This is a genomic window from Sphingobium fluviale (assembly GCF_004122115.1).
In the GTDB taxonomy this organism is placed as follows: Bacteria; Pseudomonadota; Alphaproteobacteria; order Sphingomonadales; family Sphingomonadaceae; genus Sphingobium; species Sphingobium fluviale.
In genome coordinates this window covers 298,982-324,346 of sequence record NZ_SBKP01000001.1, presented here as the reverse complement: position 1 = coordinate 324,346, position 25,365 = coordinate 298,982, and the positions used below count along the sequence as shown (strand labels likewise).

At 64.0% G+C, this 25,365-nt stretch carries 22 protein-coding genes; 15 read left to right on the top strand and 7 right to left on the bottom strand.

Features of this window, described 5'->3' with window-relative positions:
- Nucleotides 1–27: 27 nt before the first annotated feature.
- Nucleotides 28–204, bottom strand: coding sequence for a YezD family protein (locus EQG66_RS01725; RefSeq protein WP_129402791.1), 177 nt, complete (start codon nucleotides 202–204; stop codon nucleotides 28–30).
- Between the two features lie 214 nt (nucleotides 205–418).
- Here EQG66_RS01725 and trxB point away from each other — a divergent pair, with 214 nt between their 5' ends.
- Entirely contained in the window at nucleotides 419–1,384 is a 966-nt protein-coding gene (gene trxB, locus EQG66_RS01720) for a thioredoxin-disulfide reductase (protein WP_129402790.1), read from the top strand.
- Nucleotides 1,385–1,396: 12 nt separating this feature from the next.
- Here the strand turns inward: trxB and EQG66_RS01715 are convergent, their stop codons facing one another.
- Both EQG66_RS01715 and EQG66_RS01710 read right to left on the bottom strand, forming a co-directional pair.
- Nucleotides 1,397–1,693, bottom strand: a complete 297-nt coding sequence (locus EQG66_RS01715; RefSeq protein ID WP_129402789.1) for a phosphopantetheine-binding protein — start codon at nucleotides 1,691–1,693, stop codon at nucleotides 1,397–1,399.
- 16 nt (nucleotides 1,694–1,709) lie between these two features.
- Entirely contained in the window at nucleotides 1,710–2,714 is a 1,005-nt protein-coding gene (locus tag EQG66_RS01710) for a GNAT family N-acetyltransferase (protein WP_129402788.1), read from the bottom strand.
- 30 nt (nucleotides 2,715–2,744) lie between these two features.
- Here EQG66_RS01710 and EQG66_RS01705 point away from each other — a divergent pair, with 30 nt between their 5' ends.
- The 12 genes from EQG66_RS01705 (at nucleotide 2,745) to EQG66_RS01650 (ending at nucleotide 18,270) form a co-directional block, all read left to right on the top strand.
- Entirely contained in the window at nucleotides 2,745–4,292 is a 1,548-nt protein-coding gene (locus EQG66_RS01705; RefSeq protein ID WP_129402787.1) for an acyl-CoA ligase (AMP-forming), exosortase A system-associated, read from the top strand.
- Between the two features lie 2 nt (nucleotides 4,293–4,294).
- Nucleotides 4,295–5,533, top strand: coding sequence for a pyridoxal-dependent decarboxylase, exosortase A system-associated (locus EQG66_RS01700; protein ID WP_129402941.1), 1,239 nt, complete (start codon nucleotides 4,295–4,297; stop codon nucleotides 5,531–5,533).
- Between the two features lie 206 nt (nucleotides 5,534–5,739).
- Nucleotides 5,740–6,336 (top strand): XrtA/PEP-CTERM system exopolysaccharide export protein, encoded by a 597-nt coding sequence (locus EQG66_RS01695; protein WP_425470204.1) that lies wholly within the window; start codon nucleotides 5,740–5,742, stop codon nucleotides 6,334–6,336.
- A 27-nt stretch (nucleotides 6,337–6,363) separates the two neighbouring features.
- Complete coding sequence (locus EQG66_RS01690; RefSeq protein ID WP_129402785.1) at nucleotides 6,364–7,884, top strand: XrtA system polysaccharide chain length determinant; 1,521 nt, start codon at nucleotides 6,364–6,366, stop codon at nucleotides 7,882–7,884.
- A gap of 14 nt (nucleotides 7,885–7,898) precedes the next feature.
- Nucleotides 7,899–8,861 (top strand): tyrosine-protein kinase family protein, encoded by a 963-nt coding sequence (locus tag EQG66_RS01685; protein WP_129402784.1) that lies wholly within the window; start codon nucleotides 7,899–7,901, stop codon nucleotides 8,859–8,861.
- 6 nt (nucleotides 8,862–8,867) lie between these two features.
- Nucleotides 8,868–10,460: a hypothetical protein gene (locus tag EQG66_RS01680; RefSeq protein ID WP_129402783.1), complete on the top strand. Its 1,593-nt coding sequence runs from the start codon at nucleotides 8,868–8,870 to the stop codon at nucleotides 10,458–10,460.
- A gap of 28 nt (nucleotides 10,461–10,488) precedes the next feature.
- Nucleotides 10,489–11,712 carry an XrtA/PEP-CTERM system-associated ATPase gene (locus EQG66_RS01675; protein ID WP_129402782.1) on the top strand — a complete coding sequence of 408 codons (1,224 nt, stop codon included), beginning with the start codon at nucleotides 10,489–10,491 and terminating at the stop codon, nucleotides 11,710–11,712.
- Between the two features lie 25 nt (nucleotides 11,713–11,737).
- Nucleotides 11,738–12,607 carry an XrtA system polysaccharide deacetylase gene (locus tag EQG66_RS01670; RefSeq protein ID WP_181951766.1) on the top strand — a complete coding sequence of 290 codons (870 nt, stop codon included), beginning with the start codon at nucleotides 11,738–11,740 and terminating at the stop codon, nucleotides 12,605–12,607.
- On the top strand, nucleotides 12,589–13,650 hold the full coding sequence (locus EQG66_RS01665) for a FemAB family XrtA/PEP-CTERM system-associated protein (RefSeq protein WP_129402781.1): 1,062 nt from the start codon (nucleotides 12,589–12,591) through the stop codon (nucleotides 13,648–13,650). Before EQG66_RS01670 ends, EQG66_RS01665 begins: the two co-directional genes overlap by 19 nt.
- Nucleotides 13,651–13,656: 6 nt before the next feature.
- Nucleotides 13,657–14,868 carry a TIGR03087 family PEP-CTERM/XrtA system glycosyltransferase gene (locus EQG66_RS01660; protein ID WP_129402780.1) on the top strand — a complete coding sequence of 404 codons (1,212 nt, stop codon included), beginning with the start codon at nucleotides 13,657–13,659 and terminating at the stop codon, nucleotides 14,866–14,868.
- Entirely contained in the window at nucleotides 14,865–16,364 is a 1,500-nt protein-coding gene (xrtA, locus tag EQG66_RS01655; RefSeq protein ID WP_129402779.1) for an exosortase A, read from the top strand. The genes EQG66_RS01660 and xrtA overlap by 4 nt, the downstream gene beginning before the upstream one ends.
- A gap of 13 nt (nucleotides 16,365–16,377) precedes the next feature.
- A complete protein-coding gene (locus EQG66_RS01650) occupies nucleotides 16,378–18,270 on the top strand; it encodes an XrtA/PEP-CTERM system amidotransferase (RefSeq protein ID WP_129402778.1) in 1,893 nt (630 codons plus the stop codon).
- Here EQG66_RS01650 and EQG66_RS01645 read toward each other — a convergent pair.
- The 3 genes from EQG66_RS01645 to argJ are packed head-to-tail and all read right to left on the bottom strand — an operon-like array spanning nucleotide 18,267 to nucleotide 20,924.
- Nucleotides 18,267–19,064: an inositol monophosphatase family protein gene (locus EQG66_RS01645; RefSeq protein ID WP_129402939.1), complete on the bottom strand. Its 798-nt coding sequence runs from the start codon at nucleotides 19,062–19,064 to the stop codon at nucleotides 18,267–18,269. The two genes, EQG66_RS01650 and EQG66_RS01645, sit on opposite strands and share 4 nt — an antisense overlap.
- On the bottom strand, nucleotides 19,064–19,693 hold the full coding sequence (locus EQG66_RS01640) for a LysE family translocator (RefSeq protein ID WP_129402777.1): 630 nt from the start codon (nucleotides 19,691–19,693) through the stop codon (nucleotides 19,064–19,066). The genes EQG66_RS01645 and EQG66_RS01640 overlap by 1 nt, the downstream gene beginning before the upstream one ends.
- Before the next feature lie 7 nt (nucleotides 19,694–19,700).
- The gene (gene argJ, locus EQG66_RS01635) at nucleotides 19,701–20,924 is read right to left on the bottom strand and encodes a bifunctional glutamate N-acetyltransferase/amino-acid acetyltransferase ArgJ (protein WP_129402776.1); all 1,224 of its coding nucleotides are present in this window, start codon (nucleotides 20,922–20,924) and stop codon (nucleotides 19,701–19,703) included.
- 105 nt (nucleotides 20,925–21,029) lie between these two features.
- On the opposite strand from argJ, the gene EQG66_RS01630 reads away from it, so the two are divergent.
- Both EQG66_RS01630 and secA read left to right on the top strand, forming a co-directional pair.
- Entirely contained in the window at nucleotides 21,030–21,974 is a 945-nt protein-coding gene (locus tag EQG66_RS01630) for an energy transducer TonB (RefSeq protein ID WP_164975557.1), read from the top strand.
- A gap of 104 nt (nucleotides 21,975–22,078) precedes the next feature.
- Entirely contained in the window at nucleotides 22,079–24,796 is a 2,718-nt protein-coding gene (gene secA, locus EQG66_RS01625) for a preprotein translocase subunit SecA (RefSeq protein ID WP_129402774.1), read from the top strand.
- A 9-nt stretch (nucleotides 24,797–24,805) separates the two neighbouring features.
- Here secA and EQG66_RS01620 read toward each other — a convergent pair whose 3' ends face one another.
- A complete protein-coding gene (locus tag EQG66_RS01620; RefSeq protein WP_129402773.1) occupies nucleotides 24,806–25,324 on the bottom strand; it encodes a GNAT family N-acetyltransferase in 519 nt (172 codons plus the stop codon).
- Between the last annotated feature and the right edge of the window lie 41 nt (nucleotides 25,325–25,365).

The window sequence follows — 25,365 nt, the reverse complement described above, 5'->3', positions numbered from 1 at the left end:
TGAAAAATGAGTTTGGAGCTTGTGTGTTTAGCTCGGTTTGAGCCGTTTCTTCTCGGTTACGTCTATCTGGACGACGCGGCCATCATGGACCGTCACGAGCACAGTGCCGAACTGCATCCGGGCAAGCGCCTCGTGGATCGACTGAAGACTTTCGTCCAGCCCGGTGAGCGCAGTCGGCGGCGGCTTTTCGGGCAGCGAATCCATAGAAATCTCCTTCCTGAATGACATGTTTATAATCTATCATATAAGTAGACAATAAAGAAATCAAGAGGGGGCAGGAGTTTTGCTTTCCGCTCTGCTTGCAGGCGGTGCGGGTGGTCGGGTGTTGCCGCTGCGCATGGACCGGCAATTTCCCCTTGCGTTCGGACCGCTGGCGCCTATCTCAGGCGAAGATCAAGACACGCAAAAAGGCGCCCGCATGACCACATCTCGCCATACCCGCATGCTCATCCTCGGCTCTGGCCCGGCGGGCTTATCTGCCGCCATCTATGGCGCGCGGGCGGGCATGAAGCCGCTGGTGGTGCAGGGGATGCAGCCCGGCGGCCAGCTGACCATCACCACCGACGTAGAGAATTATCCCGGCTTTCGTGACGTGATCCAGGGGCCGTGGCTGATGCAGGAGATGCAGGCACAGGCCGAGCATGTCGGCGCGGAAATGGTGTGGGACCAGATCGTCGATGTCGATCTGTCCCGCCGACCGTTCCGTCTCACGGGTGACGGCGGCAGCGTCTATACGGCGGACACGCTGATCATTTCCACCGGGGCGCAGGCGCAGTGGCTCCATGTCGAGGGGGAAGAGGCGCTGTCTGGCAAGGGCGTCTCCGCATGCGCAACCTGCGATGGCTTCTTTTATCGCGGCAAGAAGGTTGTGGTGATCGGCGGCGGCAACACGGCGGTGGAGGAGGCGCTTTACCTCACCAACCATTCCACGGACGTGACGCTGATTCACCGGCGCGACAGCCTGCGCGCCGAAAAGATATTGCAGGAGCGCCTGTTCGCCCACCCGCACATCAAGGTGCTGTGGAACAAGCGGGTCGAGCGGTTTGTCGGCGGTGGCAACCCGGAGGGACTGGTCGGCGTCGATCTTGTCGATACTGTGACGGGCGAGGCGTCTTATGTGGGGATTGATGGCGCATTCGTCGCGATTGGCCACAAGCCCTCGACCGAGTTGTTCGCGGGTAAGCTGCCGCTCGATAATGGCTATCTTGTCGTGGAAAAGGGCGGATCAAAAACCGCGATACCGGGTGTGTTCGCTGCAGGCGACGTCGCCGATCAGGTCTATCGTCAGGCGGTGACGGCGGCGGGAATGGGCTGCATGGCCGCGCTGGATGCCGAGCGGTTCCTCGCGGAAGCTGAGTTCGAGGCGGCGCAGGCGGCAGAGTAAGGCAGTCGCCGCTCAGCGTCGGGCGGCGAGTTTGCTTTCGACGAACGCGGCCAGTGTGCCAAATGTTTCGAAGGTTTCGCCGTCCACATCGTCATCATCGATAACGATGCCAAACCGATCCTCTATCTCGGTAAGCAGAGTCGCGACCGCCATCGAATCGAGTTCCGGCATCGCGCCGAACAGCGGCGTATCGGCCTCCAGCCCCGCCGCTGTGCTCTCCGCGAGCGCGAGCACGTCCCGCAATGTATCACTTAGAAGCGCTTTGACGGGCAGCGGCATCGCGTTCTTTTCCTGAGATTTCTTGCGCATCCGCGCGCCTCTAACCTCAAGATGGGCGTCGGACAAGCTGAGAAATGCGGGTTCTGAGCGCGGGCAGCCATTGGCGCGCGCTGCGGGGATCAAAGCAATCGAGCCTCAGCATTGGTCGCTCCTGCTCCATCCAGTCCCGCTTATAGGCGTTGCCGCCCGTGCCGTAATCGATGCGGGCGACTTTCTCGTTGCCGATCATGTGGGCGAACATGTGGTGGCTGAGAAGCGTGCCGGGGGAATGGATGTCCTCCGCATTGTCATGCGCTATCTTGTGGATGCAGGCGGTAGTGCCCTCTAATGTCCAGAGCTGCGCGGCGATGGCGCTCTCCCCCCTGCGCGCGATTCCGAGGCGCAGCGCATCGCGTTGTGCGGCCTCGGCCGCGATCGCGCGGATCATGTCGGGGTATGGCTCGGCATTTTTCCAGCTCGCACCATAGACCGAGCAATATTCCTGCCACAGGCGCTCATCGATCTGCCGGTGGATATGAAATTCATATCGCGCGGCACGGCTTTTGCGTCTGACGGAGGTGCGGAGCGCGCCGGGCCGTTTGCGCCAATAGGCGTCAAAGGATCGCCCATTGATGTCAACGATATGGTTGCTGTTCTGATCGGTCAGCAACGCGATCCACCCCGCAGCGGCAAAGGCGCGGCGCAGCAGCTCCGGCATGGCATCGCCATCATTGTCGATAAGCGGATAAAGGCTCACCCGCCCGGCGGACCCACGCAACCCCACCGCTATCTGGCGGACCAACGCCTCGCGTTCGCCCACATCCTTCGCCCTTTCGAACATCGGCGAATAGGAAAAGCTGTAGTAGTTAGCGAGCGCAGTCAGACGGCCATCGTCGGCATCGCGCACCAGCGGCAGAACCGCGGACGCATCGCCGATCCGCGCCTGCGGCATCATGACGTCGCTCCCGGCAAAGCAGTGTCGCGCCAGCATGTCGAACCACGCGCGCCGGTGAAAGCCGTTTGCGGTGCTATCGTCTTTCCGTGGCGGGGAAATGTCTCTATCCCGGTTCATGATGCGTCTGCATAGCGTATAGTCGTGCACATGGAGTTAAGTGATTTGTCCCTGAACCCGATAGACCATCTGCCGCTCGCTGGCATGGCCACTGTTGGCGCAGAGGGGCAGGCGATAGCGGGCAAGGCAGGCGCGCTGAGCTACGCGGCGCTGGAGGAAGCGGTGGGCCGGACGGCGGGCTGGCTCGGTTCAATGGGCTTTGCGCCGGGCAGCCGGATTGCAAGTTGGCTCGCGAAGGGAAAGCTCGCCTGCATCCTGCCGCTTGCCGCGCCGCGCGCCGGGCTGATCCATGTGCCGATCAACCCCCTGCTCAAGCGCGCGCAAGTGGCGCATATCCTTTCCGACAGCGGTGCCGCACTATTGATCGGCACGGGCGCGCGGCTTGCGGCGCTGGAGCCGGGCGATGTGCCGCATGAGTGCCGGACAATTGCCGATGACGCGGCGCTGGCCGGAGCGCAAGCCAGCGCTGCCTTACCACCCTCTGGCGCCGGGCCGGATACGCTCGCCGCCATTCTCTATACCTCTGGTTCGACAGGCAGGCCCAAGGGCGTGATGCTGAGCCATGCGAACCTCTGGCTCGGCGCGGTTTCTGTCGCGGAGTATCTGCGCCTGACACCCGCAGACCGTGTGCTTGGCGTGCTGCCGTTCAGCTTCGACTATGGGCAGAACCAGCTCCTGTCCACCTGGGCCGCTGGCGGCACGGTGGTTCCGCTCGATTACCTGACCGCGCGCGATGTGGTGAAGGCGGTGGAGCGGGAGGAGATTACCACGCTCGCCGGAGTGCCGCCGCTCTGGGTGCAGCTCACCGAGGCGGACTGGCCTGCCGAAACAGCGGGGCGGCTACGGCGGATCACCAACAGCGGCGGGGCATTGACCAAAGCCCTGATCGGGCGGCTGGCCGCACTGTTTCCCAACGCCGACATCTACCCCATGTATGGCCTGACGGAAGCGTTTCGCTCCACCTATCTGCCGCCGGAACTGGTGGCGACCCACCCAGAGAGCATGGGCCGCGCGATACCCCATGCGGAGATCCTCGTCTGCCGCCCTGACGGCAGCCTGACGGCAGATGACGAGCCGGGCGAGCTTGTCCACTGCGGGCCGCTGGTGGCGCAAGGCTATTGGAACGATCCCGTGCGCACGGCGGAGCGGTTTCGCCCCGCGCCGCCCTCATCAAGCTATGACGGAGTGGCGGTGTGGTCCGGCGATACGGTGCGGCGGGATAGCGAAGGCTTGCTCTATTTCGTGGGGCGCGAGGATGCGATGATCAAATCAGCAGGCAACCGCATCAGCCCCACGGAGGTTGAGGAAGCGGCGCAGTCTGTGGCGGGTGTCGCCGAGGCAGTGGCCTTGGGTGTCTCGGACGCGCGTCTGGGGCAGGCGGTGGTGCTTTTGGTACGGGTAACACAGGAGGGAGCGCTGGATGCGCTGCGGGAAAGTTTGAAGAAGGAGCTGCCCAATTTCATGATACCGTCTGATATCCGCGTGGTCGAGGCCTTCCCGCGCAACGCCAATGGCAAGATCGATCGTGTGCTGGTGGCGCAGGACTGGCGCATGCTGGCCGGGGAGAGCGTAGCATGAGCATGAAGCCGATGGGGCCGATCCCGCCCGGTTACGAAGCAGAAGACGGCATGCTCTTGATCGGCGGCTGCGGCGCGGCTGCGCTGGCTGATGAAGCGGGGGATACCCCGCTCTTCGTCTATGACATGGCGCTGGTGCGCGCGCGTATAACGATGCTGCGCGCGGCGATGCCCGATGGGCTGCACCTGCATTATGCGATCAAGGCCAACCCTTTCCCGCCGCTGCTTGCCGCCATGACGGAGCTGGTCGACGGGTTCGACATCGCCTCTGGCGGGGAGCTCAAGCATGCTCTTGATGCGGGCATGAAGGCGGAAGCGATCAGCTTCGCGGGGCCGGGCAAGCGGGATGACGAGCTGCGCGCCGCGATCCAGGCAGGGGTAACGATCAATCTGGAGTCGGAGGGCGAAGCGGCGCGGGCCTTGCGGATCGGGGAGGCGGTGGGCGTTGCTCCGCGCCTTGCCGTGCGCGTAAACCCGGATTTTGACCTCAAAGGCTCCGGCATGAAGATGGGCGGCGGAGCAAAGCCGTTCGGTGTCGATGCGGATCGCGCCGCGGCGCTGGCGCGGCGGGTGATCGCCGCCGGGGCGGACTGGCGCGGCTGGCATATCTTCGCGGGCAGCCAGGCGCTAGATGCCGTGGCGATCATAGAGGCGCAGGCGGCAACTGTGGGGCTGGCGGCGCGGCTGTCGGAGGAGGTGGGCGCGGTTCCGCCACTTGTTAACCTGGGTGGCGGATTTGGTGTGCCCTATTTCCCCGGCGATCTGCCGCTCGATATCCGCGCGGTCGGCCTCGCGCTGGAGGAGGGGCTGACGCTGGTGCCCGCTGCGCTGGAAGGAGCCGCCTTCGCGCTGGAGCTGGGGCGGTATCTGGTGGCCGAGGCGGGCGTTTATCTCACCCGCGTGATCGATGTGAAGGAGAGCCACGGTGAGCGGTTTGCCGTGGTCGACGGCGGCCTGCATCATCAGCTTGCGGCGAGCGGCAATTTCGGCACCGTGGTTCGGCGCAATTATCCCGTTGCCATCGCCAACAAATATGGGCTGGCAGATGGGGTGGAAGAGCCGGTGAGTATCGTGGGCTGCCTGTGTACCCCGCTTGACCGGCTGGGAGAGCGCGTGCAGCTTCCCGCGGTGGAGGCAGGAGACCTCGTCGCCATCTTCTGCGCCGGAGCCTATGGCGCCACCGCATCGCCCGCCGCCTTCCTCGGTCATGCGCCCGCGCGCGAGATTTTAGTCTCGGAATGAGGAATTCCGCCGGGCATACGAGATTTTACAGCCAATCCTAACGCAATGTTCACCGTTTCCGGGCAATAGCAGCTAATATTGCTGACCTGTGTGTTTTGGCCGTTTTCAGTGAAGACGCCCGGAAGCACGGTGTTGAACGTGGGATGGATGGTATGAAGCGAGCGGGATTTTCCAGATTAGTCATGGGGTTGGCGGCATCCGCGACGATGCTGGCGGGCTGCTCCGGCGGCGGACCCTCGACGAACGCGCAGCTTCCGCCCGCAAGCTTCGTCGGCACGCAGGAAGCGCCGGGCGAGGAATATATCATCGGCCCGCTGGATGAGCTGACGATCTTCGTCTGGCGTAACCCGGAGCTGGGATCGAAGGTGCAGGTGCGCCCCGATGGCCGGATTACAACGCCGCTGATTGCGGATATGCCCGCCGTGGGCAAGACGCCCAAGATGCTGTCCGAAGACATCAAGCTGGCGCTGTCCAACTATATCCAGAATCCGCTGGTATCGGTGATCGTCAACAACTTCTCCGGCACTTACAGCCAGCAGATCCGCATCGTCGGCGCGACAGAAAAGCCCGCCTCGCTGCCCTATCGCGCGAACATGACCCTGCTTGACGCGATGATCGCGGTCGGCGGCCTTTCCGAATATGCCGCCGGCAACCGTGCGCGCCTCGTCCGCTATGACAAGACTAGCGGCAAACAGAAGGAATATAAGGTGCGGATCAACGACCTCATCAAGCAGGGCGACATCAAGGCCAATGTTCAGCTCTCGCCCGGCGATGTGATCATCATCCCAGAGAGCATGTTCTGACCCGCGAGAAAGACCGGACGACCTATTATGCCCAGCCTCTATGACGAACTGCTGATCGCGCTCCACGGCGTCTGGAACCGGCGCTGGCTGGCGCTGGCGGTGGCATGGGGCGTGTGTGTCGCGGGGTGGCTGGCCGTCTCGCTGATCCCCAATGCCTATGAATCGAAGGCGAAAGTCTTTGTCGCCACGCAGTCGGTGATTCAGGACAAGATCGGCATTTCGGCGGTTGAACAGCAGAAAAACCTCGATGCCATCCGCCAGACTTTGGGCAGCGCGGCCAATCTGGAAAAGGTGGTGCGCGGCACCGATCTGGCAGGCACGGTGGCGTCAGAGGCGGATATTGCCGCGCGCGCCGGGTCGCTGAAAGACAAGATCGCCATCGTCTCCAGCGAGAACAACCTGTTCGAGATCACCACCACAATCGCGGACAGCGGCAATTCTGACCGTGCCAATGCGCGCCTTGCCAACCAGATCACGCAGAAGCTGCTCGACATCTTTCAGGAAGAGAACATCACCGGCAACCGCGATGAGACGAAACAAGGCCTCGCCTTCCTCGATCAGCAGATCGCGCAGACCGGCAAGGCGCTGGCCGACGCGGAAAAGAAGCGGGTGGAGTTCAACCAGCAGTTTGCGGGGATTTTGCCCGGCGCAGGCTCGATCTTTGACCGCATGGCAGCGGCGCAGACCGAACTGAACCAGATCGAGTCTCAGCTCATGGGCGCGCAGAGCGCATTGGCGGCGATGAACGGCCAGCTTGCGGGAACGCCCGCGACGATTCCGGGCGGCAGCGTTGGCGGCGGCAGCCCCTCGGCCTTGGCTCAGGCGCAAGGAGAACTGGCGTCTGCCAAGGCGCGTGGCTGGACCGACAATCACCCTGACGTGATCGCGATGAAGCGCCAGATTGCCGCGATCAAGGCGGCGGGCGGTGGCGCGGCGAACGCAGGCAGCAGCGCGCCCAACCCGGCCTATCTCTCGATCCGTTCGATGCAGGCAGAGCGCGCGGCGGCGGTAAATGCGCTTTCGGCGCGCAAGAGCCAGATCGAGGCCGATCTTGCGGCGATCACCGCGCGGCAGATCGCCGACCCCGGCCTCGCTTCCGAAGGCGAGCGGCTGGACAGGGATTATGACGTCCTGAAGGCCCAATATGACAAGCTGCTCTCTGACCGGGGCGAAGTCCGCCTGCGTGGCGACGTGCAGAGCGAGACCAAGGGCGCGAGCTTCCGCATCATCGACCCGCCGAGCATGCCGACCGCGCCTGCCTCGCCCAACCGGCCGTTGCTGCTCGTTGGTGTGCTGATCGTCGGTATTGGCGCGGGCGTTGGCACCGCGTTCATGCTGGGGCAGGTGCATCCCACCTTCCCGACGGCGGCGCGGCTGGCGAAAGCGGCTGGCCTGCCGGTTATCGGCACGATCACAGAGACGCTGAACGCCACGCAGATTGCGGAGCGCAAGCACAAGATGAAGCTGTTTGCAGGCGCGAGCGGCGCGTTGGGCGCGGCGTGCATGCTGCTCATCGTCGTCGAGTTCATCCAGCGCGGCATGGCATGAAGGAGCCGCCAGACATGGGCAAACAGGATTTTCCGCATAGCGACCGCGACGCTGCCACCCCGGCCAAGGGGCTGCTGGAGCGCGCGTCTGACATATTCGATTTCGGCGGCGCGCTGAAAGGGCAGGGGCTGCCGCCACTCGCGGTGCCGCAGGAGCTGATTCCGCCGCCGCCGGTTTATACACCCGCGCCTGTTGCGCAGACGAGCGCGCCCGGCATCGCGCCCAGGCCGCGCGCGGCAGACTGGACCGGCCCGGTGCAAAAGCTTGACCGCGATGTGCTTGGCGAGAACGGCTTCATCGTCCCCGGCGCGCCGATCACCGGCTTGGCCGAGGAGTTCCGCATCATCAAGCGCGAATTGCAGGCGGGTTTGCGGTCAGAGGGCAGCCCTCATGAGGATGGGCGCGTCGTGCTCGTTGCGTCTGCGCATCCCGGTGATGGCAAGACCTTTTGCGCGGTCAACCTCGCGCTCTCGCTCGCTGCCGAGAGCAATATCGAGGTGCTGCTGGTCGATGGCGATGTCGCCAAGCCCGATGCGCCGCGCGTGTTGGGGCTGGAAGTACATAAGGGTTTGCTCGACGTGCTGGCCGATCCGGCGCTGCGCGTTGAGGATTATGTGATCCGCACCGATGTGCCCGGCCTTTCCGTCCTGCCGGCTGGAACCGGCACGACGCGCGATGGCGAGTTTCTTGCCTCGGCGCAGATGGACTCTGTGATTGCGGCGCTGGTTTCAGGCCGGCCAGAGCGGATTGTCATCATCGATTCCGCGCCCTTGCTGGCCGCTTCCGCTGCCTCTATCCTCGCCGCGCATGTTGACCTGACGCTTCTGGTTGTCCGCGCAGATCGCACCAGCGAGACGGCGCTGCGCGATGCGGCAGAGCTTCTGAACGGCTGCCGCAACGTGCAACTGATGCTCAATGGCGTCAAATTCTCCGCCAGCGGACGCCGCTTCGGCACCTATTATGGCCGGGAGGGCTGATACGCCGTGCGCAGTTCCCTCCTCGCCCTGACAGCACTTGCCGCCACCGCCTCCTCGCACCCTGTGCTGGCGCGGACCGAGGTGCATCCCTATATCGAGGCGAACCAGACCTTTGTGGCGAACCTCAAGGGCGGCGCGGAGGATGTGCTGACCTACACCTCGCTCGCGGCGGGCGTGGACGCCACGTTCCAGACCGCCCGCACCGAGGTGCGTGCCGACGCCCGCTATGAGCATCAATTCGGCTGGGGCAAACGCGCACCCGACAGCGATATCCTCTCCGGCATGCTGCGTGGCCGCTATGCGGTGATCCCCAGCAAACTGTCCATCGAGGGCGGCGCGCTCGCCACGCGGGTGCGTACCGATGGCCTGTCGAGTGCCAATGGCGGCACGCTTATCACGGCGGGCGACTCTGTGTCGCAGCTTTATTCGCTCTATGCCGGGCCGACGCTCACCACCCACGTCAACGATCTCTCGGTCAACGCGGCCTACCGCATCGGCTATACGCGGATCGAGGATGATGTGAACCTGAGCGTAGGCGGCATCCCGGCGTTCGGCGTGTTTGACGAAAGCGTCTACCAGAGCGCAACCGCATCCGTCGGCATGCAGCCCGGCCCGCTGCCCTTCGGCTGGGCGCTCGGCGTCGGCTATGACCGCGAGGACGCGAGCGAGCTCGATCAGCGTTATCAGGATAAGTGGATTCGGGGCGATGTGACCGTGCCCGTCTCTCCCACGCTCGCACTGGTGGGCGGCGTTGGCTATGAGGACATCAAGATCGATCAGCGCGCCGCACTGGTGGATGGCGCGGGCAACCCGGTGCTCGATGGCAAAGGGCGGTTGATCTCGGATACGTCCGTGCCGCGCCTCATCGCCTATGACACGGAAGGCCTCATCTGGGATGCGGGCGTACTCTGGCGCCCCAGCCGCCGCACTTCGCTGGAGGCGCGCATAGGCGAGCGCTATGACAGCATGCACTATATCGGCAGCTTCACCTGGCGCGCCAGCCCGCACAGCCTGTTGCAGATTGCCTATTTCGACCGGATCGACAGCTTCGGCCGCGCGCTGCACGGCAATCTCGTCGCTCTGCCGACGGATTTTACCGCCGGACGCAATCCGTTCAGCGGCGACCTGACCGGATGCGTCAGCGGCCAGAACGGCGGCACCTGCCTCAACGATACGCTGGCCGCGATCAACGGCTCCAACTTCCGTCATCGCGGCATAGCGGCGCAATATGGATGGACAGGGCGCCGGTGGAACTGGGGCGCCGCCGGTGGGTGGTCCCAGCGCAAGTTCCTCGCCCCACGCGGCTCGATCTTCACCGGCGTCAGCGGCGCGCACAGCGACTATTATTACGCGCAGCTGTTCGGCGGGCACAAGATCGACATCGCGTCGAGCCTGGGCGCCAGCCTCTATGCCAACTATCTCGATGCGCCGGTGGGCGGCATTGATGTGACCAATTACGGGGCGTACACCACTTACAACCGGCAATTCGGGCGGCACTTAAGCGCGCAGGCCTCGCTGGGGCTGGATGCGCTCGATACCACCGCCATCGAAACCGTCGTCAACCTGCTGGGGCAGGTGGGCGTGCGCTATACATTCTAGGGGCGCGGCCCCGTGGAGAAACACGACGATGTATGACCAGTTTTACGCGCTGAAGGGCCGCCCGTTTCAACTGACGCCGGACCCGCATTTCTATTTCGAGAGCGGCACGCACCGCAAGGCGCTGTCCTATCTCGGCTATGGGCTGGCGCAGGGCGAGGGCTTCATCGTCATCACCGGCGAGATCGGCGCGGGCAAGACGACTCTGGTCGGCCATGTGATGTCGAGCATCGACCCGCAGCGCCTCACCGCGGTCAAGATCGTCTCGACGCAGGTGGAGGGGGATGACCTGCTCCGCCTTGTCGCGCAACAGTTCGGCGTCACCGAAGAGCATCTGCCCAAGGCGCAACTGCTTCAGAGGATCGAGGCGTTTCTGCATGCGCAAGCGCGCAAGGGGCTTCGCACGCTCCTGATCGTCGATGAGGCGCAGGGGCTTTCGGTCTCCGCCATCGAGGAGCTGCGGATGCTCAGCAATTTCCAGCTCGGCGGGCAGGCGCTGCTGCAGATCTTCCTGCTCGGCCAGCCGGAGTTCCGCGATCTGATGAACGCGCCGGAGCTGGAGCAGCTGCGCCAGCGCGTGATCGCGACGCATCACCTTGAGCCGATGCTCGCCAACGAGGTGGAGCCGTATATCCGTCACCGGCTTTCGCTTGTCGGCTGGACCGGCAATCCGCATTTCACGGGTGATGCCTTTGCCGCCATCTATGCGGCGACTGACGGCGTGCCCCGCCGCATCAACGCGCTGATGAGCCGGGTGATGCTGCTTGGAGCGGTCGATCACTTGACTGAGATCGGCGCGCAGGCGGTGCAAGCCGTCGCTGCCGATATGGGGCTGGACGATAGCGGTGCCGTCGCCGCATCTACATCTGCGTCTGAGCCGGTGGCGACCGAGGTCGTGGCGACAGAGGACCCCGTTGCCGCGCCAGACGCGCTTGCCGAGGAAGTCGAGCCGCTGCATATGGCCGATGTGACAGAAGATGATGTGTCAGTCGTCGATCTGGACGATGCGCCAGATGCCGCCCCGCTGGAGCTGTACCGCATCCGCGAGGAGCTGGACGCGCTGCGCCGTGTCATCAACCTCAGCGGCGATCGCGCGCCGGAGCAGCGGGCGCTGGCCGAGCGTCTTGACGCCATCGAGGCGCGGGTCCACGGCCTTGAGGCGCGTGGCGACGAGCAGGAAGCAGCGCTGCGCAAGGTGCTGAACCTGCTGGTCGACTGGGTGGAAAATGAAAACCCGGAAAGCCGCGCGGCCTGAGGGCGGATTCTGAGCAGGGGCGTTGATGTCAAATATAATCAATGCTTTATCTATTGATGTTGAGGACTGGTTTCAGGTTGGTGCCTTTGAGACCACGTTCTCGCGCGCTGACTGGTGCCACTGCGAATCCCGCGTGGTTGGCAATACCGACCGGCTGCTCGATCTGTTTGCCCGCCGCGATGTGAAGGCGACGTTCTTCACGCTGGGCTGGGTGGCGGAGCGGCACCCGGACCTCATTCGGCGCATCGTTGCCGCTGGGCATGAATTGGCGAGCCATGGTTATGATCACCAGCGCGTCTTCACTTTCAGCCCTGAGCAATTCCGTGCGGACCTGCGCAAATCACGCACGCTGCTGGAACAGGCGGGCGCGGTTCCGGTGCGTGGCTATCGCGCGCCGAGCTTTTCCATCGACGCACGCACCCCATGGGCGCATTCCGTCCTTGCCGAAGAGGGCTATAGCTATTCGAGCAGCGTCGCCCCGGTGCGCCACGATCATTATGGCTGGCCGGAAGCGCCGCGCTTTGCCTATCGCCCACTCAATGATTCACCGCTGATCGAACTGCCAGTGACGACGGCGCAGCTTCTGGGTCGCACCATTGCGGCGGGCGGCGGCGGGTTTTTCCGGCTGATGCCTTATGGCTTCACCCGCTGGGCCGTGGGGCAGGTGAACCGCACCGATCAGCGCCCGGCGATCTTTTACTTTCACCCGTGGGAGATAGACGCGGATCAGCCTCGCGTGAGGCACGCGCCGCTCAAGTCTCGCCTGCGCCACTACACCAACCTTGCGACCACCGAGGCCAAGCTTGACCGGCTGATCGCGGCGTTTCGCTGGGGCAGGGTGGACGCGGTCGCAGCCGATCAGGCAAAAGATGCGCCATGCTGGCCCGCCGCATGATCGTCTCGCGCGCCAATCTGGATGACGCGGCGCAAGTCGCCGCGCTGGAAGCGTGGATCGGCGCGCGCTCGGACTCCACCCCCTTTCATCGCCCGGCGTGGATCAGCGCAGTGGCGCGCGGCACCGGCCAGCAGGCGATGATGCTGGTGTGCCGTCATGGCGGCGGAGACATTGCTGGCGTGCTTCCCCTCAATCTCATCCACTCGCCCCTGTTCGGGCGGGCTTTGGTATCCAGCGGCTTTGCTGTCGATGGCGGGATCCTCGCAGAGGATGCACCAGTTGCGGAAGCTCTTGCCGCCGAATGCTGGCGATTGGCGGAGGCGATGAGCTGCCCCACGGCGGAGCTGCGCGGCGGGGCGCTGCCACGCGAGGGCTGGGCGCTCAAGACCGGCGCCTATCTCAATTTCGCCAAGCCACTGGAGGCGGATGACGAGGCGCAATTGCTCGCCATCCCCCGCAAGCACCGCGCAGAGGTGCGCAAGGGGCTGGACAATGGCCTCGCTATCGAATTCGGCCGCAGCAAGCGCCTACTCGATATTCACTATCGTCTCTATGCCGAGAATGTGCACCGGCTCGGCACGCCGGTTTTCCCCAAAGCGATGTTTGCTGAAGTGCTAGCTGCCTTTGGCGAGGATGCCGACATCGTGCTGGTGAGCAAGGACGGCGCGCCGCTCACCACCATTTTCAGCCTCTATCACAATGGCGTCTGCATGCCCTATTGGCAGGGCGCGACGCTCGCCGCGCGCAAGCTGCGTTCCAACGAGTCAGGCTATTTCCACCTGATGAGCCATGCCCGCCAACGTGGATGCACCCACTTCGATTTTGGCCGCTCCAAGGTCGGCACCGGCCCGGCGGCGTGGAAAAAGACCTGGGGCTGGGAGGGCGAACCGCTGACATACGCCACCCGCGCCGCGCCGGGCCGCGAGGCGCGCGACATCAACCCGCTTTCGCCGCAATATCAACGCAAGGTTCAGCTGTGGAAAAGGTTGCCGCTTCCTATCGCGAGCTTCATCGGCCCCTACATATCGCGCGGGCTGGGCTGAGGCGTCATGGCGGCAGGGGGCGAAATATTGTTTCTGGTGCATCGCATCCCGTTCCCGCCGGACCGGGGCGACAAGATCCGCTCGCACCATATCCTTCATGCGTTGCGGGAGATCGGGCCGGTGCATGTCGGCTGCTTCGCCGATGACGCGCGGGACATGGGCTTCGCGGAAGAGATGGCGGCGCTGACGGCCAGCCAGTGCGTAGTGATGCGGGAGCGGTCGCGCGCGGTGGCGGGCGTGAACGGTTTGCTCAGGCGCCAACCCATGCTGGTTGCGATGTACGAGAGCGCGGCGATGCACCGCTGGGTGCGGCATGTGCTGGCAACGCGCCCGATCCGCGCCGTGGTCGCGTATTCGGCGCAAATGGCGCATTTCGTGCCGCGCGATCTGCCAGAGGGCGTTCGCTTCGTGATGGATTTCGTCGATTTCGACAGCGCGAAATATGCGGCTTATGGGACGGGGCAGGGCGGCGTGATGGGCTGGGTCAACCGGCGCGAGGGGCGCGTACTGATGCGCTTTGAGGCGGAAACGGCGCTGCGGGCGGATGTCTCAACCTTCGTCAGCGCGGCGGAGGCAGATATGTTCGTGCGCACCGCCGGGGTGCATGGCGCGGATGTGAGGGCGCTCGATAACGGCGTTGATCTGAAGTATTTCAGTGTGTTGGAAAAATATCCTGCGATTGAACCTCAGGAAGGGCCGCTGCTCGTCTTCACCGGGCAGATGGACTATCGCCCCAATATCGAGGCGGTGCAGAGCTTTGCGCACGAGGTTTTTCCGGCCGTCCGTTCGCTGTATCCAAAGGCCAGCTTCGCGATCGTCGGCCGTAGCCCCACGGCGGAGGTGAACGCACTGGCCGAGCTGCCAGGCGTGATCGTTACCGGGAGCGTACCCGACGTGCGCGGCTGGCTGGCGGCGGCGGATGTGGTCGTCGCGCCCCTGCGGATCGCGCGCGGCATCCAGAATAAGGTGCTTGAGGCGATGGCGATGGCGCGGCCCGTGGTCGCTTCTCCGCAGGCGGCGGAGGGGATCGATGCCACGGCTGGAGAGCATCTGCTGGTCGCGCCGGACCCCGCTTATGAGGCGCTGTCGATCATCTCTCTGCTCGGTGATCCGGAAAAGGCCTCCAAGATCGGCGCGGCGGCGCGTGCGCGCATGGAGGCGCGCTATGACTGGGCGGCAACCCTCGCGCCGTTGCGGGATATGGTGACGGGCGGATGAGCGGGGAAGGCTGGCGCGGGCAGTTGATCCTGCTCGGCGGCCTCGCGCTCGCCGTGCTGCTGCTGTTCCATCATGACGCCGCGGACATGGCGCATATCTGGTGGGCCAGCTCAACTTATGGCCACTGCCTGTTCATCCTGCCGCTGATCGGCTGGCTGGTGTGGCAACGCGCCGGGCAGATCGCACAGCTCACGCCCGCCACATGGACGCCGGGGCTGGCGTGGCTCGGCGCGGGCGCGTCGTTGTGGCTGCTGGGTGATGCGGCGAGCCTTGGGGTGCTGCGCCATGGCGGCCTGATCGTGATGCTGCAAGGGGTGGTGATGGCCTCACTCGGCCCGCAGGTAAGCCGCGCCCTGCTGTTCCCGCTCTTTTACGCATTTTTCCTCGTGCCGGTGGGCAGCGAGCTGGAACCCGTTCTGCAACTGCTGACCGCAGACATGGCGATGGCGCTGCTGCGCCTTGTCGGCATCCCCGCGCATATTGAGGGTATCTTCATCACGACGCCGACCGGCTATTTCGAGGTGGCCGAGGCATGCTCCGGCGCGAAGTTCGTCGTGGCGATGACGGCCTATGGCGTGCTGGTGTGCCATGTCTGTTTCCACTCATGGGCGCGGCGGGCGGCCTTCCTCGCCTTTGCGCTGGCGGCGTGCATAGCGGCGAACGGTGCGCGCGCCTTTGGCACCATCTACATCGCGCACAAGCGCGGCATCGAGACGGCAGTGGGCGTCGATCATGTGGTGTGGGGCTGGCTATTCTTCGCGGTGGTGATGACGCTGGTGATGCTGGCAGCCTGGCCGTTTTTTGATCGCAAGCCCGGCGAACAGACGCTGGATTTGGGCGCGCTGCGGCGGATGCGCGTTCGGCGCGGACCTCCCGCCTCCATTATGGCGGGCATGGCCCTTGCCGTCATGACCGCTGCACCGGCTTGGAGCCATGTCTCGGCGCTGGCGGGCAGGGGCGAGCTTGCCACCATGGCACCTCCAGCCATCCCCGGCTGGCAGCGCACCGATGCGCCGATGGCCTATGTCTGGGCGCCGCATTTCGCCGGGGCCGACCGCTCGGTTCAGGCCCGCTATGCCGACCGCCAAGGCCATATCGTCGATCTGGCCATCATTGCCTATGATCGCCAGTCCGAAGGTCGTGAACTGATCGGCTTCGGGCAGGGCGCGGCCGATCCCGCGAGCGAGTGGGCGTGGTCATCGCCTGCATGGTCGCCAGCTGATGCGCGCGGCGAAATCATCACCGCGCCCGGCCCGGTGCGGCGGCATGTCGTCAGTTTCTACCGCGTCGGCGGATCGGGGATGACGGGAAGCAGCGCGCAGATCAAGCTCGCCACCATGAAGGCAAAGCTGTTGATGCGCGACCAGCGCGCCATTGCGATACTGATCTCCGCTGAGGATAGGGAGGGCGCGCCCGCCGACGCGGCGATCCGCGCGTTCCTTGATTCTTTGGGCAACCCGCAATCGCTGGCTGACGCCATCGCGCCAAGCCGCTAAGGGCCAGAGCATCATGTGTGGCATCGCGGGCATCTTTCATCTCGAAACGGCAAAGCCGGTCGATCCCGCGCGCGTGCAGGGCATGATCGACGCCATGCCGCATCGCGGGCCTGACGGCACCGGCGTGTGGACCGCACCGGGCGTGGGGCTGGGCCATTGCCGCCTGTCGATCATAGACCTTGCGGGCGGCGCGCAGCCGATGGCGAACCAGGACGCCAGCCTCATCGTAACCTACAATGGCGAGATTTATAACTTTGCCGAGGTGCGCGCGGAGCTGGTGGCGCTAGGGCATAAGTTCCGCACCACGGGGGACACAGAGGTCATCCTTCACGCCTATCGCCAATGGGGCGAGGCGTGCGTGGAGCGGTTCAACGGCATGTTCGCCTTCGCGCTGTATGACGTGGCCACGCAGTCGCTCTGGCTGGTGCGGGACAGGCTCGGCGTCAAGCCGCTCTACTATGCGCAGGTGTCTGACGGCAGCGTGATTTTCGGCTCGGAGCTTAAGGCGCTGCTCGCGCATCCGCTGCTGCGCCGCGCGCCGGACCTGAGCGCGGTCGAGGATTATATCGCGCTTGGCTATGTGCCCGATGACGCCTGCATCGTCGCGGGCGTGAAGAAGCTGGGCGCGGGCGAGCATCTCCGCCTCGTGCGGGGCAGGGCGCTTGCAAGCCCCAAGCGCTGGTGGGATGTGAGCTTTGCCGATCGTTCCACTGCGAAGCCAACGACGCTGGCCGAGGAACTTGTCGCGCTGATGCGCGATGCGGTGAAGCTGCGCATGGTGGCGGATGTGCCGCTGGGCGCATTTCTATCGGGCGGGGTGGATAGCAGCTCCGTCGTCGCGATGATGGCGGAGCAATCGCCGAGAGCCGTCAAGACCTGTACCATCGGCTTCGATGTCGAGAGTCTGGACGAGCGCGGCTATGCCGATCATGTCGCGCGGCGCTTCGCCACCGATCACCGCACGCGCATCGTTTCGCCCGATGATTACGGCCTGCTCGACCGCATCGTAGGCCATTTTGACGAGCCGTTCGCCGATGCCTCCGCGCTGCCGACCTACCGCGTGTGCGAGCTGGCGCGTGAAGAGGTTACTGTCGCGCTATCCGGCGATGGCGCGGACGAGGCGTTCGCGGGCTATCGCCGCCACCTGTTCCAGCATCGTGGCGAGGGGCTGCGCAGCCTGCTGCCGCAGGGCTTGCGCGGGCCGCTGTTTGGCGCGCTGGGCCGCGCCTATCCCAAGGCAGACTGGGCGCCGCGCTTTCTGCGCGCGAAATCGACCTTTCAGGAGCTGGCCATAAGCGGCGGCGAGGCTTATGCGCGCGCGGTCGGCTTCACCACGCCGGAACTGCGGGCAAGGCTCTATGGCGCGGAGTTCGCGCGCTCCATCTCCGGCCACCGCGCCGAGGACAGGATCGTCGCCGCGATGGACGCCGCTCCCGCGCGTGACCCGCTCGACCGCGCGCAATATGCCGATCTCAAGATCTGGCTGCCGGGCGATATCCTCACCAAGACGGATCGCATGAGCATGGCCGTCAGCCTCGAAGCGCGCGAGCCTTTGCTCGACTATCGCCTTGTCGAGTTCGCCGCGCGCCTGCCCGTCAGCCAGCGTATTCACGGCAACACCGGCAAATACCTGATGAAGCGGGCGATGGAACCGCATCTGCCGCACAATATCCTCTATCGCGGCAAGATGGGCTTCGTCACGCCGATAGCGCAGTGGTTTCGCGCGGCGTTGGCGGATGAGGCGGCGGCAGTGGCGGATGGCTCGATGCTGGCGCGCACCGGCTGGTTCGACCGCACCACGATGGCCAAGCTCGCGCAGGATCACAAGGCGGGCCGCGCCGATCACGGTCGCTTGCTGTGGCAGCTGCTGGTGTTGGATAAATCTCTGGCGCGGCTGTTCGGTTAGCCGAACAAGATTTTTGCTGTCCGGTCCCACATCGCGGGAGAGGCCGCGGCAAGCATGCCGGTCGCATCCGAAGAGGCGAGATAGGGCGCACCGTCGAACCGGCAGGCCATGCCGCCAGCCTCGTTGAGGAACAGCACGCCCGCCGCATGATCCCAGGCCAGCGTCCGTTTGAACAGCGCCAGATCGTTCTGCCCCAGCACGATGCGGGGATATTGCTCCGCCGCGCAACGCGGGATGCTGACGATATCGAGCTGTCCTTCCAGCCGCGCCTCAATGTCTGCGCGCTCCTGCGGGTTCAGGAACAATGTCGAGATGCCCGCGAGCGGCAGTTCCGCGCCGCTGGTCTGCGCGACGACGGGCCTGCCATTGATGCTTGCGCCGTGCCCGCGTGCGGCATGACACATGCGCCCGGTTAGCGGATCATAGATCCATCCCGCAATCGGCTCGCCCCGTTCGGCCAGCGCGATGATGATGCCAAAGGGCGCGCGACCAGCAGCGAAATTGCCGGTGCCGTCTATCGGGTCGATGATCCAGCACAGCTCGCTCGCCAGGCCATCGAGCAAGGCCGGGTCGGCCGCGCAGGCTTCCTCGCCCACGATCAGCGCTTCGGGCAGCAAGTGCGCCAGCCCTTCGGACAGGCGCGCTTCGCTCTCCCGGTCGGCGATGGTGACGAGATCGTTCTTCGCCTTCTCGATCACTTCATGCGCGGCAAGGTTCTGATAGCGCGGCAGAATGACTTCTTCAGCGACGGTGCGCATCAGGGAGGAAACGGCTGTGTGGATCGTGTGGTTCATCATTGCTGCAATCGCATCAAAGCCATGCCAAGCGCAACCAGTATGAAAACAGCCCCGGAAACGCGCGCGACAGTCCGTTCCGCAACAGGCGATAGCGAGAGCGCCCCCAGCCGATAGGCAAGCAGACCATAGCCGGTCAGCACCAATATTTCGAGGGCGATGCCGATTGCCGCCAACACCAGAAGCTGCGGCGCAATCGGTCTGTGCACGTCGATAAAGGGCGGGAGGAAGACCGTGAAAAACAGCATGGCCTTGGGATTGGAAAGCTGAACCGCGATCGCGCTGGCGAAGCCGCGCCCCATGCCGATCTTGCTCCGCGCCCGTCCTGCTTCCAGATGAGCGTGCGCGCGCCATGTCTGAACGCCCAGCCAGAGGAGGTAGCCGATGCCCGCCCAGCCGAGCAGTGCGAAAACCACAGGTGCGCGGTCGATCAGCGCGACAAGGCCGGTGCCGATCATCGCATACCACAGCGCATTGGCCACGTTGATGCCCGCAATCGCGCCCGCCATTCCGCGCAACGAGCCGCTTAGCGCTATGCCCGAAACAAATGCCACCGCCGGTCCAGGCATCAGGCAGGCAATCAGATCGGTAATCGCGTAGACCGCAAGCAGATGTGCCGCTTCGCCCACCCGTTGATCAGCTTCGGTAATCGGCGTTGATGGATATGTAGCCGTGGGTCAGGTCGCAGGTCCAGACGCTGGCGCGTCCATCCCCCAGCCCGATGTCGACGCCGATGGTGATGTCCTGACCCTTGAGATGCGCGGCAACGGGCGCTTCGTCATAGCCCTCGACCGGATAGCCATTGGCGGCAACCTGTGTGGTGCCAAAGCTGATCGAGAGCCTGTCCCGGTCCGCCGGTTCGCCCGCCTTGCCGACCGCCATGACGACCCGACCCCAGTTGGCGTCCTCGCCCGCAATCGCTGTCTTGACCAGCGGCGAATTGGCGATGGAGAGGCCGATGCGCCGCGCGCTCACGTCAGACACCGCTCCAGTCACGCGGATTTCTATGAACTTCTGCGCGCCCTCGCCATCCTTCACCACCAGATGGGCGAGCTGGGTACAGATGTCTGTCAAGGCCGCCTGAAAAGCATCCGCGCCGGGGCTGTCGCGGTTGACGAGCGGGGCGTTGCCCGCCTTGCCGGTGGCGAAGACGAGTACGGTATCTGAAGTAGAGGTGTCGCCGTCCACGGTGATGCAGGAATAGCTCTCGGCGTTCGCTTCGTTGAGCATTTCCTGCAAGATGGCCGGTTCGATGGCGGCATCGGTAAAGATATAGCCGAGCATCGTCGCCATATCGGGCGCGATCATGCCTGACCCCTTGATGATGCCGGAGAGCGACACCTTCTTGTCGCCGATCATCGCGGAAGCAGTTGCGCCCTTGGGAAAGGTGTCGGTCGTGCCGATGGTCCGCGCCGCGTCCTCCCAGCTGCACGGCGCAGCGGCGAGCGCCGCCTCCACGCCCGCGCGCGCCTTGTCCTTGGGCAGTGGCACGCCGATGACGCCGGTGGAGGAGACGAACACCTCAGACGGAGCGCAGCCGAGGTGCCCCGCAACCTGGCCCATGATCTGCTCCACCGCCTCGCGCCCGCGATAGCCGGTGAAGGCATTGCTGTTGCCCGCATTGACGATGAGCGCCCGCGCCCGGCCGCCCTTGATGCCCTCGCGGCACAGCTCCACCTCGCTGGAGCAGCAGAGGTTTTTCGTCGTGACGCCTGCCACAGCCGTTCCCTCCGCCAGCTCGGCATAGGTAAGGTCGCACCTGTCCCACTCCTTGTACCGCGCCTGCGCGATGCGCAGAGTGACGCCTTCGATATCGGGCAATGCGGGAAAGGCGGCAGGGGCGAGAGGCGAGCGTTCCATATGGTTCGCGATTAGCGGATTTGGGGCAGGGGTCAACATGCTGCTTGTGCCGCGCGCAGGGCGGTGGCACGAATGAGGCGGGAAGGCGAACGGGCAGGGGGAATTATGAAGGCGATCGGGGGCATCATGCTGGTGGCCATTGCGTTGCTTTGCATCGGCAGCGCGCAGGCGGACATTCCCAAGGGTGCGCCGGTAACAGCGCCGCCGCCTATCCCCATGGCCCCGCCGCCCGCGCTCTCCAAGCCCGCACCGCCACTGCCGCCGACACCCAAGGTGCGGGCCAAACCAGCTGAATCGCCGGGCACATGGATTAACCCGGATGACTATCCCAAGGCGGCGCTTTATAATGAGATGACCGGCAATTCCGCCTTCCGTCTGTTCATCGATCCCACGGGGAAGGTCAGCCACTGCCAGATCACCGTGAGCAGCGGTTTCGAAGTGCTGGACAACGCAACATGTGAGCGCCTGATCGAACATGGAAAGTTCACGCCCGCGCGAGATGGCAAAGGCAAATTAGTTGCCGATGTTTGGAATAGCCGCGTCGTGTGGAAGATGCCGTTCGCCACCCCGCAGCCGATAAGGGAAGGAACCGGGATCGCAACCTTCCAGATCAACAAGCTGGGTGTAGTGACAGACTGCGCGGTTAAGGTGAAATCCTGGGATGCCGAAACATCGCAGGAACCATGCTGGAACTCTGATAACATGCCGCCCCTCGCTGGGCTGGAAATGCGGGGATACGGTGAAGAGCCGATCGTGGAGGTTGACATGGAATGGTCTTCCTCCTTCAGCAGTGCGGGTCGGGACCGCCTTATGCAGGATCGACCCGGCTATCAAACGCGTTCGCTCCTTGTGTTCCGGTTTGAGGTCAATGCCGAAGGCAGGATGACCCAGTGTGCGATGGAGCGGCAAAGGGGAAGTGAAAAGCTGATCCACAATATATGCTCTCAAGCAGTCAAACAGCTTTACGCGCCTTTGAAGGACGCAACCGGCACCCCTGTTTCCACCCCCGGCTGGATCATCAACCGCATCTTGCGCAAACTCGGCCCATAACCCGGCCTTCAATTGACTTCCCGCCGCCCTGATCCTACATCGCGGCGGTGTTTTAAGCGCGCGCTCCGCGAGGGGCGGCGCACCCCGTCAGTCAGGATGGTTTCATGCTCGGCGCGCTCGCCAAATCCCTCTTTGGTTCGTCCAATGATCGTTATGTCAAATCGCTGGGCAAGCTGGTCGCCCAGATTGGCGGCTTTGAAGCCACCATATCGGCGCTGACAGACGATGAGTTGCGAGGCCAAACGGTCAAGTTCCGGGAGCGCCTCAAGGGCAAGGAAACGCTGGACGATCTGCTGCCCGAAGCCTTCGCCACGGTGCGCGAGGCGGGCAGGCGCGTGCTGGGCATGCGCCATTTCGATGTGCAGATGATCGGCGGCATTGTGCTTCATCGCGGCGAGATCGCGGAGATGCGCACCGGCGAGGGCAAGACCCTCGTGGCTACGCTCGCGACCTATCTGAATGCGCTCGAAGGCAAGGGCGTTCATGTCGTTACGGTCAACGACTATCTGGCCAAGCGCGACTGCGAGTGGATGGGCCAGATCTATCGTTTCCTCGGCCTCACTACCGGCGTGATCGTTCCCGGCCTGCGCGAGGATGAGCGGCGCGAAGCCTATGCGGCGGACGTGACCTACGCCACCAACAACGAGCTGGGTTTCGATTATCTGCGCGATAACATGAAATATGAGCGCGCCCAGATGGTGCAGCGGCCTTTCAACTACGCGATTGTCGACGAGGTGGACTCGATCCTGATCGACGAGGCGCGCACGCCGCTCATCATCTCCGGCCCGACAGACGACAAGTCAGAGCTGTATATGGCTGTAGACGCGCTGGTGAAGCAGTTGTCCGATAAGGACTATGAGAAGGACGAGAAGCAGCGCAACATCGTGCTGACCGAGGATGGCACAGAGACGATCGAGCGGCTGCTGGAGAGCGCCGGGCTGCTTCAGGGCAGCAACCTCTATGACTTTGAGAACACGCAGGTTGTCCACCACGTCAACCAGTCGCTGCGCGCGAACAAGATGTTCAAGCGCGACATCGACTATATCGTCAAGGACGGCAAGGTCATCATCATCGATGAGTTCACCGGCCGCATGATGGACGGGCGCCGCTGGTCGGATGGCTTGCATCAGGCTGTCGAGGCCAAGGAAGGCGTCAATATCGAGCCGGAGAACCAGACGCTCGCCAGCATCACCTTCCAGAATTACTTCCGCATGTATCCAAAGCTTTCGGGCATGACCGGCACCGCCGCGACCGAAGCGACCGAGTTCCACGAGATCTACAAGATGAACGTGGTGACGATCCCCACCAATGTGCCGGTGCAGCGGAAGGACGAGGAAGACCTGTTCTACAAGAGCATCGAGGACAAGTTTGCCGGCATCGCCAAGACGATCCGCGAGCATCAGGCCAAGGGCCAGCCGGTGCTGGTTGGTACGGTCAGCATCGAGAAATCGGAGATGTTGTCCGAGTTTTTGCACAAAGAGGGCGTGAAACACAGCGTTTTGAACGCAAGATTCCACGAAAGCGAGGCGCATATCGTGGCGCAGGCCGGGCGGCTGGGCATGGTGACGATCGCGACCAACATGGCCGGGCGCGGAACCGACATCCAGCTCGGCGGAAACCTTGAGTTCCGCATCGAGGATGAGCTGAAGGACCTGGCCGAAGGGCCGGAACGCGACGCCGCAATAGAGCGCATCCGCATCGAAATAGCAATGGAAAAGGCGCAGGTTCTTGAGGCGGGCGGGCTGTGCGTCATCGGCACCGAGCGGCACGAAAGCCGCCGCATCGACAACCAGCTGCGCGGCCGTTCGGGGCGGCAGGGCGACCCCGGCCTCTCGCGCTTTTACCTCAGCCTCGATGACGATCTGCTGCGCATCTTCGGCCCGGACACCCTCTTCGCGCGCATGATGCGCTCTTCCCTTGAGGATGGCGAGGCGCTGCCCCCGTCCAAGTGGATGTCGAAAGCCATCGAGACCGCGCAGAAAAAGGTCGAGGCGCGCAACTATGACGTGCGCAAGCAGGTCGTCGAATATGATGACGTGATGAACGACCAGCGCAAGGTGATCTATGAACAGCGCGGCGACATCATGGATGCCGAGACGGTGGACGATGTCGTCGTCGACATGCGGCACGAGTGCGTGAACGACATTGTCGGCGCGCATTGCCCGCCCGGCACCTACCCTGAGCAATGGGACGTTGCGGGACTGAAGGCTGCGGTGTTGGCCAGGCTCAGTCTTGAGCCGGATATCGACGGTTGGCTGACAGAGGATGCAGTCGCGCCCGACATCATAGAGGAGCGGCTGGTCGCGCTGGCCGATGCCGCGGCAGCGGAGAAGGCGGCGGCGCTCGATGTGGTGAGCTGGCACAATATCGAGAAGAGCATATTGCTGCAAAATCTCGATCATCACTGGAAAGAGCATCTGGCGACATTGGACGCGCTGCGTCAGGTGGTGCATCTGCGTGCTTATGCCCAGAAGACGCCGATCAATGAATATAAGGCGGAGGCATTTGCGCTGTTCGAGCGGATGTTGAGCAATATCCGCGATGACGTGACACAGACGATAGGGCGGGTCCAGTTCCAGTTTGAGAATGCAGCCGATGTGCCTGAGCTGCCTACCTTGCCTGATTTCATCACCAACTATGGCGCGGATGGCGGCGCAGGAGCGGGTGTCGATGAAAACGGCTTTGTCACTACGCGGATTCCCGGCATTTCGGCTGGGTCAGGCGGGGGTGATCCCTATGCGCATATGGGCATCAGCCGCAACGCACTGTGCCCGTGCGGCTCTGGCAAGCGGTATAAACATTGCCACGGGGCGCTAGCATAACCATTGAACTTAGGGGTTTTGCCTTGGCCCCAGCCTCCCGCCGATGGTCTCAAGTGTTGCTGCTCGCGGTACATCGCGCGCGAGCAGCCGGCGCTGCTCCACTGGGCCGGGTGCGCGCCAGAGAGCGGTTGCGTCTGCACTAAAACCCCAGAAGCGGCCATAATATTCCGGATCGCCGATCATCATCAGCGGGGCATCCGCTAGGGCATCGGCGTCCAGGATCAGCCTGTCCATCAGCAGCTTGCCAAAGCCCTCGCCCTGCCGCTCTGGCATCACCGCGACCGGCCCGACCATGATGAGCGGAGTCTGCGCACCATCGTCGCGGTGGAGCGCGACAGGCCAGCTTTGCAGCAGCCCCACAAACTCGTCCGCATCGTCCAGCAGTGCATAGCTCAGTTCCGGCAGCCAGCGCATGCCCGTGCGGATCGCATAGGCGGTTCTGCCATGCCGGTCTCGCCCGAAGGCAGCATCAAGAAGGGCTTCAGTTGCTGCTTCGGTCTGGCTGTTCAGGGGGAAAAGGGTCGTCACGCTTGCTGTTCTGTCACTAAAAGGGCATGAGCGCCCGGAAG

Bases quoted from the DNA above. Each gene is read 5' to 3' on its own strand.
- EQG66_RS01725 (WP_129402791.1), bottom strand. From the start codon at position 204: ATGGATTCGCTGCCCGAAAAGCCGCCGCCGACTGCGCTCACCGGGCTG.
- trxB (WP_129402790.1), top strand. From the start codon at position 419: ATGACCACATCTCGCCATACCCGCATGCTCATCCTCGGCTCTGGCCCG.
- EQG66_RS01715 (WP_129402789.1), bottom strand. From the start codon at position 1,693: ATGCGCAAGAAATCTCAGGAAAAGAACGCGATGCCGCTGCCCGTCAAA.
- EQG66_RS01710 (WP_129402788.1), bottom strand. From the start codon at position 2,714: ATGAACCGGGATAGAGACATTTCCCCGCCACGGAAAGACGATAGCACC.
- EQG66_RS01705 (WP_129402787.1), top strand. From the start codon at position 2,745: ATGGAGTTAAGTGATTTGTCCCTGAACCCGATAGACCATCTGCCGCTC.
- EQG66_RS01700 (WP_129402941.1), top strand. From the start codon at position 4,295: ATGAAGCCGATGGGGCCGATCCCGCCCGGTTACGAAGCAGAAGACGGC.
- EQG66_RS01695 (WP_425470204.1), top strand. From the start codon at position 5,740: ATGCTGGCGGGCTGCTCCGGCGGCGGACCCTCGACGAACGCGCAGCTT.
- EQG66_RS01690 (WP_129402785.1), top strand. From the start codon at position 6,364: ATGCCCAGCCTCTATGACGAACTGCTGATCGCGCTCCACGGCGTCTGG.
- EQG66_RS01685 (WP_129402784.1), top strand. From the start codon at position 7,899: ATGGGCAAACAGGATTTTCCGCATAGCGACCGCGACGCTGCCACCCCG.
- EQG66_RS01675 (WP_129402782.1), top strand. From the start codon at position 10,489: ATGTATGACCAGTTTTACGCGCTGAAGGGCCGCCCGTTTCAACTGACG.
- EQG66_RS01670 (WP_181951766.1), top strand. From the start codon at position 11,738: ATGTCAAATATAATCAATGCTTTATCTATTGATGTTGAGGACTGGTTT.
- EQG66_RS01665 (WP_129402781.1), top strand. From the start codon at position 12,589: ATGCTGGCCCGCCGCATGATCGTCTCGCGCGCCAATCTGGATGACGCG.
- EQG66_RS01660 (WP_129402780.1), top strand. From the start codon at position 13,657: ATGGCGGCAGGGGGCGAAATATTGTTTCTGGTGCATCGCATCCCGTTC.
- xrtA (WP_129402779.1), top strand. From the start codon at position 14,865: ATGAGCGGGGAAGGCTGGCGCGGGCAGTTGATCCTGCTCGGCGGCCTC.
- EQG66_RS01650 (WP_129402778.1), top strand. From the start codon at position 16,378: ATGTGTGGCATCGCGGGCATCTTTCATCTCGAAACGGCAAAGCCGGTC.
- EQG66_RS01645 (WP_129402939.1), bottom strand. From the start codon at position 19,064: ATGAACCACACGATCCACACAGCCGTTTCCTCCCTGATGCGCACCGTC.
- argJ (WP_129402776.1), bottom strand. From the start codon at position 20,924: ATGGAACGCTCGCCTCTCGCCCCTGCCGCCTTTCCCGCATTGCCCGAT.
- EQG66_RS01630 (WP_164975557.1), top strand. From the start codon at position 21,030: ATGAAGGCGATCGGGGGCATCATGCTGGTGGCCATTGCGTTGCTTTGC.
- secA (WP_129402774.1), top strand. From the start codon at position 22,079: ATGCTCGGCGCGCTCGCCAAATCCCTCTTTGGTTCGTCCAATGATCGT.